Consider the following 14549-nt stretch of genomic DNA (forward strand, 5'->3'; position numbering starts at 1 on the left):
TAGTTTCGCCCAATTCGGCCTGCACTGCCAGCGCGTGCCGGTCAAGGGGCGCAGATGGCCCGATCAGGGCGGGGACAGGCCGGCACTGGTGCGAAAGGGGGGACTCGAACCCCCACGCCTTGCGGCACTGGAACCTAAATCCAGGGCGTCTACCAATTCCGCCACTTTCGCGTGGCCGGCTCAGGCGTTCATTGTCGCAGGCGATGGCAGGAATCGGAAGGCCTGCACAAAACTGAACATGGCGATCGCGCGGCGCGCGCGTTGGACCACCCCGGGGAGCGCAAGCTGATCCGGGGTGGCAGGGTTCACTGCTGCGGCCTGGCCTTGGCCGGCGCCGTATCGGACCCCGACTCGGCCGGAGGATCCACCTTGCGGATCTCCACGCCCCCGTCTTCGGTGCGCCGCAGTGCCGCCGACTCCGGCGTGGCCTTGCGCACGTCCACCGAACCATCCGCATTGCGCTGCACGTCCACCGCGTCGGGCAGGGCCTCCCCTTCCGCGGGCTGAGCCGGCTGCATCTGCATGGCCTCACCCACCGGGCGCGCCGGAGCGCTCTCGGTGCCAGCATCGCGTTCGACGGTCTGCGCGGGATCGTTGGCCGGCGTGCAGGCCGCCAGTGCCAGCAACGCAAAGGGAACCCACAGCGTGCGGTGCAATCGATTGATATCAGCCATCAACATCTTCCTTCGTGCATGCGCCACTGGCGCGGAAGATCCATTGGGTGCGATACAGGACGCGACGCGGTGAGAAGCAGCGCACAGCATTGAAAACACTGATGACGCGTATGCCCCTGATTTCAGCATCGCTTCAGTAGATCCACGCCATTCATGGATGACGTGCGACCGGGCGTGCAGGCATCCGCACGCTCAACCCGGCGCGCAGACAAGAAAAAAGCCACTTGGCGAACCAAGTGGCTTTCGTCTGGTGGGCTGTCAAGGATTCGAACCTTGGACCTATTGATTAAGAGTCAACTGCTCTACCAACTGAGCTAACAGCCCGAAATCGGGGCGCGAATTATGACCCGATCCGCTCGGTGGGTGCAAGCACTTTTTTCAACGCCGTTGAAACCAGCACTGCGATCCCGCTGCCGTTGCAGATCCGCGCCGAGCGGGGCCTGCAACGCGTGATCCATCCAAATGAAGGAGTCACACTTATAAGAAAAAAGCCACCTGGCGTACCAGGTGGCTTCTGTCTTGGTGGGCCGTCAAGGATTCGAACCTTGGACCTATTGATTAAGAGTCAACTGCTCTACCAACTGAGCTAACGGCCCGTGAAACTCAGACGCACATTGTAGCGTGCATTCTTCTTATTGCAATACCGTTTCGGCTGCGCCGGCACGGTTGAAACAGTGGGGTGGCTGAGGGGATTCGAACCCCCGACCACCGGAATCACAATCCGGTACTCTAACCAACTGAGCTACAGCCACCACTGAAACGCTTGTTCCTGCCGATGCGGCTGGCGACGGAACTGAAACCTTTGCCTGGAGACTGTCACCGAAGTTCCGGTCCGCCGAAGCGAGTCCGATATTCTGGTGGAGTCTTTAAGCTTTTGCAAGCACTTCTTCACATCGGCCGATGCGATCCCGTTACTCGCCGATGGCGCGCCCGACAGGAATCGAACCTGTAACCGCCGGCTTAGAAGGCCGGTGCTCTATCCAGTTGAGCTACGGGCGCCCGAACCGGAACGGTGTCCAATCCGACGTGACGTGGGATTGGTCGGGGTAGAGGGATTCGAACCCCCGACATCCTGCTCCCAAAGCAGGCGCGCTACCAGACTGCGCTATACCCCGGTCTTGCAATCCCCTCGGGCCAGGCCCGGGGAGTCGTTCATTGTGGCCAAGCACATCGTGAGCTGTCAACGCAGGCGAGACCAGCCATGAAACCGCCACGGCGCCATGCGTGGTCATCGGCTATGCTCGCAGACATCGGCCGGACGGCCGTCCCGACCTTTCATTCGCACGGAGAACACGCATGCGCAGCGGCAATCCGGCTCTTTCCGAGTCGACCTTCCTCGACCTCGCCAGCGGCTCGGTGGTGACCAGCCCCGACCAGGCAATGACCCTCAACGGCACCGTCAACAAGACCGGCTTCCTGTTGCTGTTGACCGTGCTGACGGCCGCTTTCGCCTGGAACCAGACCATCGATGACTACGGCCAGGTCATGGCCGGAGCCAAGCTGTATGCCATGGGCGGCGCCATCGGCGGCCTCGTGCTGGCGCTGATCACCGTCTTCAAGAAGGAATGGTCGCCGGTCACCGCGCCGATGTACGCGCTGGTGGAAGGCCTGTTCCTCGGCGCCATCTCGGCCGTGTTCAACGCCAAGTTCCCCGGCATCGTGTTCCAGGCCGTGCTGCTGACCTTCGGCACCCTGTTCGCGCTGCTGTTCGCGTACCGCAGCGGCCTGATCAAGGCCACCGAGAACTTCAAGCTGGGCGTGATCGCGGCCACTGGCGGCATCGCCCTGCTCTACCTGGCCTCGTTCGTGCTGGGCTTCTTCAACATCAACGTGCCGGTGATCCATGACTCCGGCTGGCTGGGCATCGCCTTCAGCCTGTTCGTGGTGGTCGTGGCCGCGCTGAATCTGGTGCTGGACTTCGACTTCATCGAGACCGGTGTCGCCCAGCGCGCGCCGAAGTACATGGAGTGGTATGGCGCATTCGGCCTGATGGTGACCCTGGTCTGGCTATATGTGGAGTTCCTGCGCCTGCTGTCGAAGATCCAGCAGCGCTGAACCGGATAGAGCCATAAACGACAAAGGGCGCCTTCTGGGCGCCCTTTTCTCTTTGTTACGCATCGCTGCATTTCCCGGCTAGCCAGTCGCGCCCACCTGTGCAGCGTAGTGCGCCGCAAGGTGCTCGACCAGCGCGCGCACTTTCGGCGCCAGCGCCCGCGCATGCGGATACAGCGCGAAGTAGCGCCGCTGCCCGGCGTGCCAGGCGGGCAGCACACGGATCAAACGACCGGCGCGCAGGTCTTCCTGCACGGTCAGTGCGGTGAACAGGCTGATGCCCATGCCCGCCAGCGCGGCGGCATACAGCGCCGGCGTTGCATCCACCCGCAGGCGTTGCCCGGCCTCGATGCTCGCGCTGGCGCCGCGCGGCCCCTGCAGCTGCCAGGGCGACGTCGCCGCTGCAGGACTGAACCCCAGCAGCGCGTGCTGCGCAAGGTCCGACGGCTGACGCGGCAGGCCATGACGCGCCAGGTAGGCCGGTGCGGCGACCAGGATGCGCGGGCAGCTGGCCAGCTCGCGCGCGACCAGCTGGCTGTCCGGTAGCGAGGCTGCAATACGCAGCGCCAGATCGAAGCCACCACCGACGACATCGACGAGCTGATCATCGGCCGACAGATCCAGCGCGACCTGCGGGTAGCGCTGCAGGAAGGACGGCAACCAATGCGGCAGCTCCTGGCTGGCCACCACCTGCGGCACGCTGATCCGCACCCTGCCACGGGGTTGCGCCTGCCCGGCGCGGGCACGATCGTCCGCCTCCTGCAGGCGGTCCAGCAGCGTTGCCGCCTCGCGATAGTAGTCGCGCCCGGCCTCGGTCAATGACAGCCGGCGGCTGTTGCGATCGAGCAAGCGAACCTGCAGATGTTCTTCCAGCTGGCGCAACTGCCGTGACATCGCCGAGTGGGTGGTTCCCAGGCGTTCAGCGGCCGCGGTGAAACTGCCCGCGTCAACGATGGCGCGCAGCGCACGCAGGGCGGCGAAGTGATCCATCGGCTAGTGGCTCCACGTTGCGGTGCCCACGGCATGCGGGCCCCGCCAGCTTATCAAGCGCCGTCGCCAGCCTTGCGCACCGGCAACGCCAGGATCGCGTCGGTACTCATGACATCCCCGAACGCGTCTTCGATCTGCGCCAGCGAGGCGTCATGCAGCGCGCGATGGCCGATGCGCTGGCCACCGGCCAGGTCCAGGTCGCGGCTGGCGCTGGCGTCGGACGAGACGATCACCCGGTAGCCACGTGGTGCGGCCGCTGCGTCGCGCGCAGCACCGGCGACGCAGGCATGGGTCTGCAGGCCGGTGACGATAAGGGTGTCGATACCGGCATGCTTAAGCACCGTGTCGAGCACCGCGGCCGAGCTGCCAGCGAACACGCTGACGTTGTCCTTCTGCACCACGGTCTCGCCCTTGCGCGGCTGCAGGTCGCGATGGAAGTCGGCATTGACGCTGCCCAGCGCGAACAGCGGTGCGCCGGCCGGCAACACATGCTGCACGTGGATCACGCGGATGCCGTGGGCATCGGCGAACGCGACCACCCGCCTGGCCTGGCGCAGTGCGGCCACGCCATCGGGAATGACCATGCGGCCACCGGCGAAGCCCGGCGCGGCGCTGGCGTCGAAGTACTCGTTCTGGAAGTCGATCACCAACACCGCGGTCTTCGCCGCATCCAGCGAGGCCGCGACCGGCGCGCCCGCAATATGGCGGATGGTGGGATGGGCCGGCTCGGCGGCGACGACCGGAGTGGTGGCGGCCATGCCGATCAGGCTGGCCAGGCCGAAGGCGGTGAGGTTCATGGGAGGGTTCCTGTGTGGTGGGTGTGGGGCACAGGATGCGGAGCGATTGGCGCACGAACCAGCCGTGCGGGGGCACATGACCTGTGCGAAAACCGCACAACCGATCATTCCGTCATCCACGCATGGCGTGGATCTACCGGAAAACGCAACGGGGCGCCCGAAGGCGCCCCGCTGGGATCCAACCGAGGCCGACCGGCCGCTTACAGGCGGCTGGCGATGGCCTTGGCGAAGCTCATGGTGGTGCCGGTGCCGCCCAGGTCGCCGGTCAGCGAATCCTTGGCTTCCATGGTCGCCACGATGGCCTTGCGCAGGCGTTCGGCGTTTTCCGGCTGGCCAATGTGGTCCAGCATCTGCGCGGCTGCCAGCAGCAGCGCGCACGGATTGGCCTTGCCCTGGCCGGCGATGTCCGGCGCGGTGCCGTGCACGGCTTCGAAGATCGCCGCGTCCTTGCCGATGTTGGCACCCGGGGCCAGGCCCAGGCCGCCGACCAGGCCGGCGCACAGGTCGGAGATGATGTCGCCGAACAGGTTGGTGGTGACGATCACGTCGAACTGTTCCGGACGCATCACCAGCTGCATGCAGCAGTTGTCGACGATCATTTCCTGGAATTCGATGTCCGGGTACTGCGCGGCCACTTCACGGGCGACGTTCAGGAACAGGCCCGAGGTCGACTTGATGATGTTGGCCTTGTGCACGGCGGTGACCTTCTTGCGGCCGGTGCTCTTGGCCAGCTCGAAGGCGTAGCGCACGATGCGCTCGGAGCCCTTGCGGGTGATGCGGGTGCCGGAGAACGCGGTCTCGCCGTCGGCAGACACTTCCTGGCCTTCGGCCAGGTAGGCACCTTCGGTGTTCTCACGAACGGTGATCAGGTCGACGTTGTCGAAACGCGACTTGGTGTTCGGGAAGGTGTGGGCCGGACGCACGTTGGCGTACAGATCGAAATGGCGGCGCAGGCTGACGTTGATCGAGGTGAAGCCACCACCGACCGGGGTGGTCAGCGGGCTCTTCAGCGCGACCTTGTTGCGCGCGATCGATTCCAGGGTCACCGCCGGCATCAGGTCGCCGTGCTTTTCCAGGGCCACCAGGCCGGCGTCGGCGTCTTCGTACTCCAGGCCAGTCTTGAGCTGGTCGAGCACGAACAGGGTGGCGTCCATGATTTCCGGGCCAATGCCGTCGCCGCGGATGACCGTAATTTTCTGCGTCATTGATCGATGTTCCGAACAGGGGGAAAAACGCCGTCCGGACGTGCCCGGAAACGCCGGCGCAAAGGAAGTTTCACCGGCAATTATGCCTTACCCGGCTCGGAGACCCCAAATAGGCAATTAGTCCGAGCCGGGTAAGGCAGAATTGCCCGCGCATTTCTCCTCTACCCCCGCCTGCCGGCGCGCCCCTTCAACAAGAAGGGGCTCCTGGGCGGTTGGATCGCGGGAAATGCCCCGGCGCTACCTCAGTGCTCGTGCGCTGCCGGGGCGGCGGCGCCGCCTTCGAGCTGGTCGAGGAAGTCGACCGCGCGGCGCAGGTGCGGGATCACGATGGAACCGCCGACCACCAGGCCGACCGAGAAGGTCTCGAAGAACTCTTCGCGGGTCACCCCGGCGTCCTTGCACTGGGCCACGTGGTAGCTGATGCAGTCGTCGCAGCGCAGCACCATCGAAGCCACCAGGCCCAGCAGTTCCTTGGTCTTCACGTCCAGCGCGCCGGCCTGGTAGGTCTGCGTGTCCAGCGCGAAGAAGCGCCGCACCACCTGGTTCGGTTCGCCCAGGATGCGTTCGTTCATGCGCTTGCGGAAGTCGGTGAACTCGGCGATGCGGTCCTTGCTGCCGTCGTCGGCCGCGCTCATGCCTGACCCTGCCCGGCCAGCAGCGGCTCGAGCTTGCCTTCACGGTGCAGGGCCATCATGTCGTCGTAGCCGCCGACATGGACGTCGCCGACGAAGATCTGCGGCACGCTGGTACGGCGGGTCTTGGCCACCATCTTCTCCCGCTCGGCCGGGTCCAGGTCGATGCGGACCTCGGTCCACTGCTGGCCCTTGCTCTTCAGGAAGTTCTTGGCGGCCACGCAGTACGGGCAGACGGCGGTGGAATAGATGGTGATGGCGGGGGCACCGCCGGCGGTCTGGGCTGTCACGGGAAACTCCACGATGGATCGACGGTCTACATATGGTACCGGTGCGCTGGAATTTCCACGCCACGGCCGCAACACTGTGGATTAACGAATGGTTGCCCCCTGCCCTGCCACGCTTGGCGCGCCCCGCCCGAGGACCCCCTGCTTGCGAGCCCTGCTGCTGACTACCGCCGTCACCCTGGCCCTGGCCGTGCCGCTGGCCCAGGCCCAGGAGAAGCTGCCCGACATCGGCTCCTCGGCCGGTGAGCTGCTGACCCCGGCCCGCCAGGCCGAGTACGGCGCGATGATGCTGCGCGAGCTGCGCAACTATGGCTACCTGCTGGACGACCCGCTGGTGAACGACTGGCTGCAGACCATGGGTACCCGGCTCGGCTCCAACAGTGACCAGCCACGGCAGCCCTATACCTTCTTCGTGATGAAGGACCGGCAGATCAACGCCTTCGCCACCCTCGGCGGCTACATCGGGGTCAATGCCGGCCTGGTGCTGACCGCCGAGCGCGAGGACGAGGTGGCCGCGGTGCTGTCCCACGAAATCGCCCACGTTACCCAGCAGCACGTGCTGCGCGGGGTAGAGCGCGCCCAGCGCGACCAGATCCCGATCCTGCTGGGCATGCTGGCGGCGGTGGTGGCCGCGCAGGCCAGCAACAGCACGTCCTCCGGCAACGCGACCATGGCCGCGATCAGTTCCGGCATGGGCCTGATGCAGCAGCGGCAGATCAACTACACCCGTTCCAACGAGTCCGAGGCCGACCGCCTCGGCATCCGCACGCTGTCGCGCAGCGGCTACGACGTGGATGCCATGGCCGGCTTCTTCGAACGGATGGCATCGGCGATGCGCGGCAACGAAGGCGGCTACAGCGTGCCCGAGTTCCTGCGCACCCACCCGGTCAACATCACCCGCATCAGCGAGGCCAAGGCCCGCGCCGAGCAGATGAAGAAGGACACGGTGCTGCTGACCACCACCACCCCCAGCGGCGAGCGCAGGGAGCGCGTGGACCCGGCCGACCCCAGCCTGGCCGAGCCCCTGCTGCGCGGAAACAACCCGCTGCTGCCCAGCAACGTGCTGCGCATCCCGATGGGCCAGCTCAGCCGCGGCGCCAGTGGCGACTTCGACTGGGCGCGCGAGCGCCTGCGCGTGCTCAGCGCGGACTCCGCGCCCGAGCTGGAACGCGAGTATGCCGACCTGGCCAAGCGCCAGAAGGACGGCCTCAACGATGCCCAGCGCTATGGCCAGGCGCTGGCTGTGATGCGCGGCGGTCGCGCCGGCGCCACCCAGGCCCGGCAGACCCTGGCCGGCCTGCTGCAGGGCCGGCCGGACAACCTGTGGCTGGCGCTGGCGCTGGGCGAAGCGGAGTCACGGGCCGGCCAGGCCGCCCAGGCCAACAGCCGCTTCGAGCAGTTGCTGCGCCAGCACCCCAACAGCCGCCCGGTGGCACTGACCTATGCCGAGATCCTGAACGAACAGGGTACCCGCGAGGCCGGCCAGCGCGCGCAGGCCATGCTGCGGCCCCTGCTGTCGCAAAGCGGTAACGATCCGGTCTTCCAGCAGCGATATGCCCGCGCCAGCGAGCTGGCCGGCGACAGCGTGCGTGCCAGCGAGGCCTATGCCGAGGCGGCCTTCCTCAGCGGACGGCCGGAGCAGGCGCTGCTGCAGTTGCAGGCGCTCAAGCGCAACCCGGCACTGGATTACATCGGCCGTGCGCGGGTTGACGCGCGCATCGAATCGATCACCCCGACCGTGCTGGAGCTGCGCCGCCAGGGTGTGCAGGATCCGGACCTGGACCGGCGCTGAGCGCTGCATGACCGGCCGATGGCAGTCTCAGCCGGTTCCAGGCCGGGTAGTCACAAACATGTCATCAAACCGTAGTCTACTGGCACCACTCCAGTAACCGAGCCCTACGGTGTCCTCGTGCAGAAACGCATCCTGATCGTCGATGACGAGCCCGCGATCCGTGAAATGGTCGCCTTCGCCCTTCGCAAGGGCGATTACGAACCGGTCCACGCCGGCGATGCCCGGGAGGCCCAGACTGCGATCGCCGACCGCGTCCCCGACCTGATCCTGCTGGACTGGATGCTGCCCGGTACGAGTGGCCTGGACCTGGCCCGTCGCTGGCGCAAGGAAACGCTGACCCGCGAAGTGCCGATCATCATGCTGACCGCGCGCGGCGAAGAGAACGACCGCGTTGGCGGCCTTGAAGCCGGCGTCGACGACTATGTGGTCAAGCCGTTCTCGGCGCGCGAACTGCTGGCCCGCATCCGCGCGGTGATGCGCCGCGCCCGCGAGGACGACGAGGACGGCAGCGTGGCGGTCGGCCCGATCCGCATCGATGGCGCGGCGCATCGCGTATTCGCCAATGACCAGCCGGTGCCGATCGGCCCGACCGAATACCGCCTGCTGCACTTCTTCATGACCCACCCGGAGCGCGTCTATACCCGCGCCCAGCTGCTGGACCATGTGTGGGGCGGCAGCGTGTACGTGGAGGAGCGCACCATCGACGTGCACATCCGCCGCCTGCGCAAGACGCTGGAACCGTTCAACGCCGAGAACATGGTGCAGACCGTGCGCGGCGCCGGCTACCGTTTCTCCACTGCCACCTGAGTCTCGTCGTGCCGGCGCCAAGCACCTGCGGGTGCCGGCGCCGGCAACTCTGCTATAACCCTCGGTTCACCCCAGTGAACCGCCGCACCTCAACGACGAGATCGCAATGCCCCGCCACATCCGCTCTGCCTGGTTGAAGACCCTGGCCACCGTTGCCGCGGTGCTGCTGTTCGCCGGACTGGTGGGGTGGCTCTCGGGGCATCTGTGGCTGTGCATCGCACTGGGCGCGCTGGCCACCCTGGCCTGGCACTACTGGCGGCTGCGCAGCGTGCTGCGGCGGCTGACCGCGCGCCAGCGCTGGGACACCGCCGAGGAAGGCAGCGGCGTCTGGAACGAGCTGGACCGCCTGCTGTACCGCAACCAGGTGGAAATGCGCGTACGCAAGCGCCGCCTGCTGGACATGCTGCGCAGCTACCGCGCCGCTGCCGCCGCGCTTCCCGATGCGGTGGTGGTGCTGGACCGCAACAGCCAGCGCGTGCAGTGGTTCAACGAAGCGGCTACCGCCCTGCTCGGCCTGCACCATCCCGGCGACCTTGGCGAGGCCCTGGTCGAACGCCTGCAGCCAATGCCGCTGGCGCACTGGCTGGCCGGTGGCCGCAACGCCGAGCCGATCCTGGACGTGCCCTCGCCGGTCGACCCGGCGATCCGCCTGAACCTGCGCCTGATTCCCTATTCGTCGGATTACTGGCTGCTGATCGCGCGTGACGTCAGCAAGCTGCTTCGCCTGGAACAGGTGCGCCGCGACTTCGTGGCCAATGTTTCACACGAACTGCGCACGCCGCTCACCGTGGTCCACGGCTACCTGGACATGATGGACCCGGAGGATTTCCCGGGAACCGGACCGATGCTGGAGGAAATGCGCAAGCAGAGCCAGCGCATGGCCCAGCTGGTGGAAGACCTGCTGACGCTGTCGCGCCTGGAATCGCAGGAACACAGCGAGGAAGAGACCGTGGCCATGCAGCCGATGCTGGCAACCCTGCGCCGCGAGGCCGAAGCGCACAGCCAGGGCCGCCACCAGATCAGCATCGACGATCTGGCCGGCGTCGACCTGCAGGGCTCGACCAAGGAGCTGCACAGCGCCTTCTCCAACCTGGTCACCAACGCGGTGCGCTACACCCCGGCCGGTGGCCGCATCGCGGTGGAGTTCCGCCGCGAGGGCGACGGCGCCGTGCTGGCCGTGCGCGATTCCGGCTACGGCATTCCCGCCACGCACCTGCCGCGCCTGACCGAACGCTTCTACCGGGTTTCCAGCAGCCGCTCACGCGAGAGTGGCGGTACCGGACTGGGCCTGTCGATCGTCAAGCACATCCTCGGCCTGCACCACGCACGGCTGGAGATCGAAAGCGAAGTCGGCAAGGGCTCGGTGTTCTCCTGCCATTTCGATGCCGACCACGTGCGCCCGCGCGAGTCCGCCCCCCTGACCTCCATCGAAGAATGACGCCATGAGCAGCCTCGGATCCCTCCCCCTCCCCGTGAGCCCGGACAACGATCCGTTGCGCGACCCGGCGCTGTACATCAACCGTGAGCTGTCGCAGCTGGATTTCAACTTCCGCGTGCTGGCCCAGGCGATGGACCCGCAGGTGCCGCTGCTGGAGCGCCTGCGCTTCATGTGCATCTCCTGCACCAACCTCGACGAGTTCTTCGAGATCCGCGCCGCCGCCGTGCGCCACGCGCAGGAATTCGGCCTGCCGCCGGCACCGGACGGGATGAGCCCGCAGGCCATCCTCAGCGCCATTCATGACCGCGCCGCCGAACTGGTGGACCAGCAGTACCGCTGCTGGAACGAGACGCTCCGCCCGGCGCTGATGGACGCCGGCATCGGCGTGCTCGGCCGCCATTCCTGGACCGATCGACAGAGGCGCTGGCTGCGCGCCTATTTCCGCAACGAGATCATGCCGGTGCTGTCGCCGCTGGGCCTGGACCCGGTGCATCCGTTCCCGAAGATCCTCAACAAGTCGCTGAATATCGTGGTGGTGCTCAAAGGCACCGACGCGTTCGGCCGCGCCGGCCACCTGGCCATCGTGCGTGCGCCGCGCTCACTGCCGCGCATCATCCAGCTGCCGGAAAAGCTGGGCGGATCACAGAATTTCGTGTTCCTGTCGTCGGTGCTGTCCACCTTCGTCGATGAGCTGTTCCCGGGCATGGAAGTCCAGGGCGCCTACCAGTTCCGCGTTACCCGCAACTCCGAGCTGGTGGTGGATGAGGAGGAAGTGGAAAACCTGGCGCTGGCGCTGCGCGACGAGCTGGTGGACCGCGGCTACCGGCCGGCGGTGCGCCTGGAGATCGCCCACGACATGCCGCGTGAGATCGTGCGCACCCTGCTGCAGAATTTCGGCCTGACCGAGAACGCGGTCTACCGCATTGATGGCCCGGTCAACCTCAACCGCATCATCCAACTGTACGACCTGATCGCGCAGCCGGACCTGAAGTACCCGCCGATGACCCCGCGCACCCTGCGCGACAGCGACGGCATCTTCGAGACAGTGACACGCCAGGACCTGCTGCTGCACCATCCGTTCGATGCCTTCACCGCGGTGCTGGACCTGATCCGGCAGGCGGCGATCGATCCGAACGTGCTGGCGATCAAGCAGACCCTGTACCGCACCGGCAAGGATTCGCTGATCGTCGATGCACTGATCCAGGCCGCGCGCAACGGCAAGGACGTGACCGTGGTGGTTGAACTGCGCGCGCGCTTCGACGAGGAAGCCAACCTGGGCCTGGCCGATCGCCTGCAGGAGGCCGGCGTGCAGGTGGTGTACGGCGTGGTCGGCTACAAGACCCACGCCAAGATGCTGCTGATCGTGCGCCGCGAAGGCCGCAAACTGCGCCGCTATGTACACCTGGGCACCGGCAACTACCACAGCGGTACCGCCCGCGCGTACACCGACATCAGCCTGATCACGGCTGACCCGGACATCGGCAACGACGTGCACCTGCTGTTCCAGCAGCTGTCCGGCCTCGCCTCGAAGATGAAGCTCAAGCGCCTGCTGCAGTCGCCCTTCACTCTGCATACCGGCATCCTCGGCCGCATCGAGCGCGAGACGCGCATCGCCGCCGCCGGCCGCCCGGCGCGGATCATCGCCAAGATGAACGCGTTGAACGAACCGCAGGTGGTGCGCGCCCTGTACGCGGCCTCGCAGGCCGGCGTGCAGATCGACCTGATCATCCGCGGCGCCTGCACCCTGCGCCCGGGTGTGCCGGGCATCTCGGACAACATCCGCGTGCGCTCGATCGTCGGCCGCTTCCTGGAACACAGCCGCGTCTACTGGTTCGGCAACGACGGCGCTCCGGAAATGTACTGCGCCAGCGCCGACTGGCTGGAGCGCAACCTGCTGCGCCGGGTCGAGACCTGCTTCCCGATCCTCGACCCGGAGCTGGCCAAGCGGGTCTATCGCGAAGTGCTGCAGAACTACCTGGACGACAATCTCAACGCCTGGGAACTGGATGCCGACGGCATCTACCACAAGCGCGCGCCGGCGCACGACGAAGCGCCGCATTCCGCGCAGATGGCATTGATGCAGGGGCTGTAGTCCTGCCCCGGTGGATCCCGACCGCTGGTCGGGATTCGATCAGTGCCGACGAACGGTCGGCACCCACCCACAGCGGGATCTGACCCCTTGCCATCGTGCTGCACGCCTCCTTCCAAAATGTGAAGGCCGCGCGGTGACGAGCACACCGCCCCTTCGGCTAACATTCGTCCATGCCGCATACCACCACGACTCCGCCCGCATTGCAGGATGGCGACCTGCTGGCCGCCATCGACCTTGGCTCCAACAGTTTCCACATGGTCATCGCGCGCTACACGCTCGGTCAGCTGCGGGTGATCGACCGCCTGCGCGAGACGGTGCGCATGGCCGATGGCCTGGATGGCAAGGGTGGTCTCTCTTCCGCTGCACGCCAACGTGCACTGGAATGCCTGGCCCGCTTCGGCCAGCGCATCCGCAATGTGCCGCCGCACCGGGTGCGTGCGCTGGCCACCAACACCGTGCGCCAGCTGCGCTCGCCGCAGTCGTTCCTGGTTCCCGCCGAAACCGCGCTCGGGCATGCCATCGAAGTGGTCAGCGGTCGCGAAGAAGCGCGCCTGATCTACCTGGGCGTGGCCCATGCGCAACCACCCAAGCCCGGCCAGCGCCGGCTGGTGATCGATATCGGCGGCGGCTCCACGGAATTCATCATCGGCATGGGCATGCAGACCCTGGAGCGCGAAAGCCTGCAGGCCGGCTGCATCGCCAGCACACGGCGTTTCTTCCCTGGCGGCAAGCTGAGCAAGAAGCGCTGGAAGGATGCGCTGGCCGAGATCGGCCGTGAGTTCCAGCCCTTCGCCAGCAAGTACCGTGCGCTGGGCTGGCAGGAAGCCTTGGGTTCTTCAGGCACGCACAAGGCGATCAGCGAGATCTGCGCAACGATGAAGCTGAGCAAGGGCGCGATCACCGCCGAGGCCCTGCCGCAGCTGCGCGATGAACTGCTGAAGGCGAAGAAGATCGACGACATCCAGCTGCCCGGGTTGTCCAGCGACCGCCGCCCGATCATCGCCGGCGGGATCCTGGTACTGGAAGCCGCGTTCCAAGCGCTGGGCCTGCAGAAACTGCTGGTGAGCAAGGCCGCGATGCGCGAAGGCATCCTGTATGACATCGTCGGCCGCGCCGGCGAGAACGACCTGCGTGATGAATCGGTGGCCGCACTCAGCCAGCGCTACGGCATCGATACCGTGCAGGCCGAGCGGGTGCAGGAGACCGCGCTGTCGCTGCTGGAACAGGTGCAGGATCGCTGGAGGCTCGATGCCGACGATGCGCGCATGCTCGGCTGGGCCGCGCGCCTGCACGAGCTGGGCCTGATGATCGCGCACAGCGGCTACCACGTGCACGGCAGCTATGTGCTGGAGCACTCGGATATCGCCGGCTTCTCGCGCCAGGAGCAGCAGATGCTGGCCGCGCTGGTGCGCAGCCACCGCCGCAGCGTAACCAAGACCGCCTTCGACGCCCTGCCCGAGCGCCTGCTGCTGACCGCACGCCGGCTGGCCGCCCTGCTGCGCCTGGCGGTGCTGCTCAACCGTGCCCATGAGGACGATCCGCTGCCGGCACTGGAACTGACCGCCGACGACAACCGCCTGTCGCTGATCGTGCCGCAGGCCTTCATCGATGCCCGGCCGCTGCTGCGCGCGGACCTGATCGGCGAGACCGATGGCATCGCCGGGCTGGGCATCCAGTTCCGGCCGTTCGTGGCCTGAGCGCCGCGCCCCCACGAGGGGAGTAGGTCACACACCGTTACAGTTCGCGCACGTGCCCCGCATAGATCTGCTGCGATGCAGCAGAT

At 66.6% G+C, this 14549-nt stretch carries 12 protein-coding genes and 6 tRNA genes; 6 read left to right on the forward strand and 12 right to left on the reverse strand.

The window, feature by feature from the left end; genetic code table 11:
- Positions 1-86: 86 nt before the first annotated feature.
- The 7 genes from O0J15_RS08780 to O0J15_RS08810 all read right to left on the reverse strand — a co-directional run bounded on the left by O0J15_RS08780 (position 87) and on the right by O0J15_RS08810 (position 1789).
- A tRNA-Leu gene (locus O0J15_RS08780) sits at positions 87-171 on the reverse strand.
- 134 nt (positions 172-305) lie between these two features.
- The gene (locus O0J15_RS08785; protein ID WP_021202275.1) at positions 306-674 is read right to left on the reverse strand and encodes a hypothetical protein; all 369 of its coding nucleotides are present in this window, start codon (positions 672-674) and stop codon (positions 306-308) included.
- Between the two features lie 248 nt (positions 675-922).
- A tRNA-Lys gene (locus O0J15_RS08790) sits at positions 923-998 on the reverse strand.
- Between the two features lie 196 nt (positions 999-1194).
- Positions 1195-1270 (reverse strand) — tRNA-Lys (locus O0J15_RS08795).
- 79 nt (positions 1271-1349) lie between these two features.
- Positions 1350-1426, reverse strand: a tRNA-His gene (locus tag O0J15_RS08800).
- A 170-nt stretch (positions 1427-1596) separates the two neighbouring features.
- Positions 1597-1673: transfer RNA gene (locus O0J15_RS08805), tRNA-Arg, on the reverse strand.
- A gap of 39 nt (positions 1674-1712) precedes the next feature.
- Positions 1713-1789 (reverse strand) — tRNA-Pro (locus tag O0J15_RS08810).
- Positions 1790-1970: 181 nt separating this feature from the next.
- Here O0J15_RS08810 and O0J15_RS08815 point away from each other — a divergent pair.
- A complete protein-coding gene (locus tag O0J15_RS08815) occupies positions 1971-2729 on the forward strand; it encodes a Bax inhibitor-1/YccA family protein (RefSeq protein WP_021202979.1) in 759 nt (252 codons plus the stop codon).
- A 78-nt stretch (positions 2730-2807) separates the two neighbouring features.
- On the opposite strand, the gene O0J15_RS08820 is transcribed toward O0J15_RS08815, so the two are convergent.
- The 5 genes from O0J15_RS08820 to grxC all read right to left on the reverse strand — a co-directional run bounded on the left by O0J15_RS08820 (position 2808) and on the right by grxC (position 6640).
- Entirely contained in the window at positions 2808-3716 is a 909-nt protein-coding gene (locus O0J15_RS08820; RefSeq protein WP_171952405.1) for a LysR family transcriptional regulator, read from the reverse strand.
- Between the two features lie 53 nt (positions 3717-3769).
- Positions 3770-4513: a cysteine hydrolase gene (locus tag O0J15_RS08825; RefSeq protein ID WP_308305501.1), complete on the reverse strand. Its 744-nt coding sequence runs from the start codon at positions 4511-4513 to the stop codon at positions 3770-3772.
- Positions 4514-4713: 200 nt separating this feature from the next.
- Positions 4714-5718 (reverse strand): isocitrate dehydrogenase, encoded by a 1005-nt coding sequence (locus O0J15_RS08830; protein ID WP_012479261.1) that lies wholly within the window; start codon positions 5716-5718, stop codon positions 4714-4716.
- Between the two features lie 242 nt (positions 5719-5960).
- Positions 5961-6353: a carboxymuconolactone decarboxylase family protein gene (locus O0J15_RS08835; protein ID WP_005408260.1), complete on the reverse strand. Its 393-nt coding sequence runs from the start codon at positions 6351-6353 to the stop codon at positions 5961-5963.
- Positions 6350-6640, reverse strand: coding sequence for a glutaredoxin 3 (gene grxC, locus O0J15_RS08840; RefSeq protein ID WP_019659535.1), 291 nt, complete (start codon positions 6638-6640; stop codon positions 6350-6352). The genes O0J15_RS08835 and grxC overlap by 4 nt, the downstream gene beginning before the upstream one ends.
- A gap of 88 nt (positions 6641-6728) precedes the next feature.
- Between grxC and O0J15_RS08845 the strand changes: the two genes are divergently transcribed.
- The 5 genes from O0J15_RS08845 (at position 6729) to ppx (ending at position 14463) form a co-directional block, all read left to right on the forward strand.
- Positions 6729-8429 carry a M48 family metalloprotease gene (locus O0J15_RS08845; protein ID WP_171952407.1) on the forward strand — a complete coding sequence of 567 codons (1701 nt, stop codon included), beginning with the start codon at positions 6729-6731 and terminating at the stop codon, positions 8427-8429.
- Between the two features lie 117 nt (positions 8430-8546).
- Positions 8547-9236, forward strand: a complete 690-nt coding sequence (gene phoB, locus O0J15_RS08850) for a phosphate regulon transcriptional regulator PhoB (RefSeq protein ID WP_005408258.1) — start codon at positions 8547-8549, stop codon at positions 9234-9236.
- A gap of 106 nt (positions 9237-9342) precedes the next feature.
- Positions 9343-10674 carry a phosphate regulon sensor histidine kinase PhoR gene (gene phoR, locus O0J15_RS08855; protein ID WP_019659537.1) on the forward strand — a complete coding sequence of 444 codons (1332 nt, stop codon included), beginning with the start codon at positions 9343-9345 and terminating at the stop codon, positions 10672-10674.
- Between the two features lie 4 nt (positions 10675-10678).
- The gene (gene ppk1, locus O0J15_RS08860; RefSeq protein WP_019659538.1) at positions 10679-12766 is read left to right on the forward strand and encodes a polyphosphate kinase 1; all 2088 of its coding nucleotides are present in this window, start codon (positions 10679-10681) and stop codon (positions 12764-12766) included.
- A 170-nt stretch (positions 12767-12936) separates the two neighbouring features.
- Positions 12937-14463, forward strand: coding sequence for an exopolyphosphatase (ppx, locus tag O0J15_RS08865; RefSeq protein ID WP_019659539.1), 1527 nt, complete (start codon positions 12937-12939; stop codon positions 14461-14463).
- Positions 14464-14549 lie beyond the last annotated feature (86 nt).

The sequence above is a fragment of the Stenotrophomonas sp. Sm10 genome (genome assembly GCF_030985515.1).
Lineage (GTDB): Bacteria > Pseudomonadota > Gammaproteobacteria > Xanthomonadales > Xanthomonadaceae > Stenotrophomonas > Stenotrophomonas hibiscicola.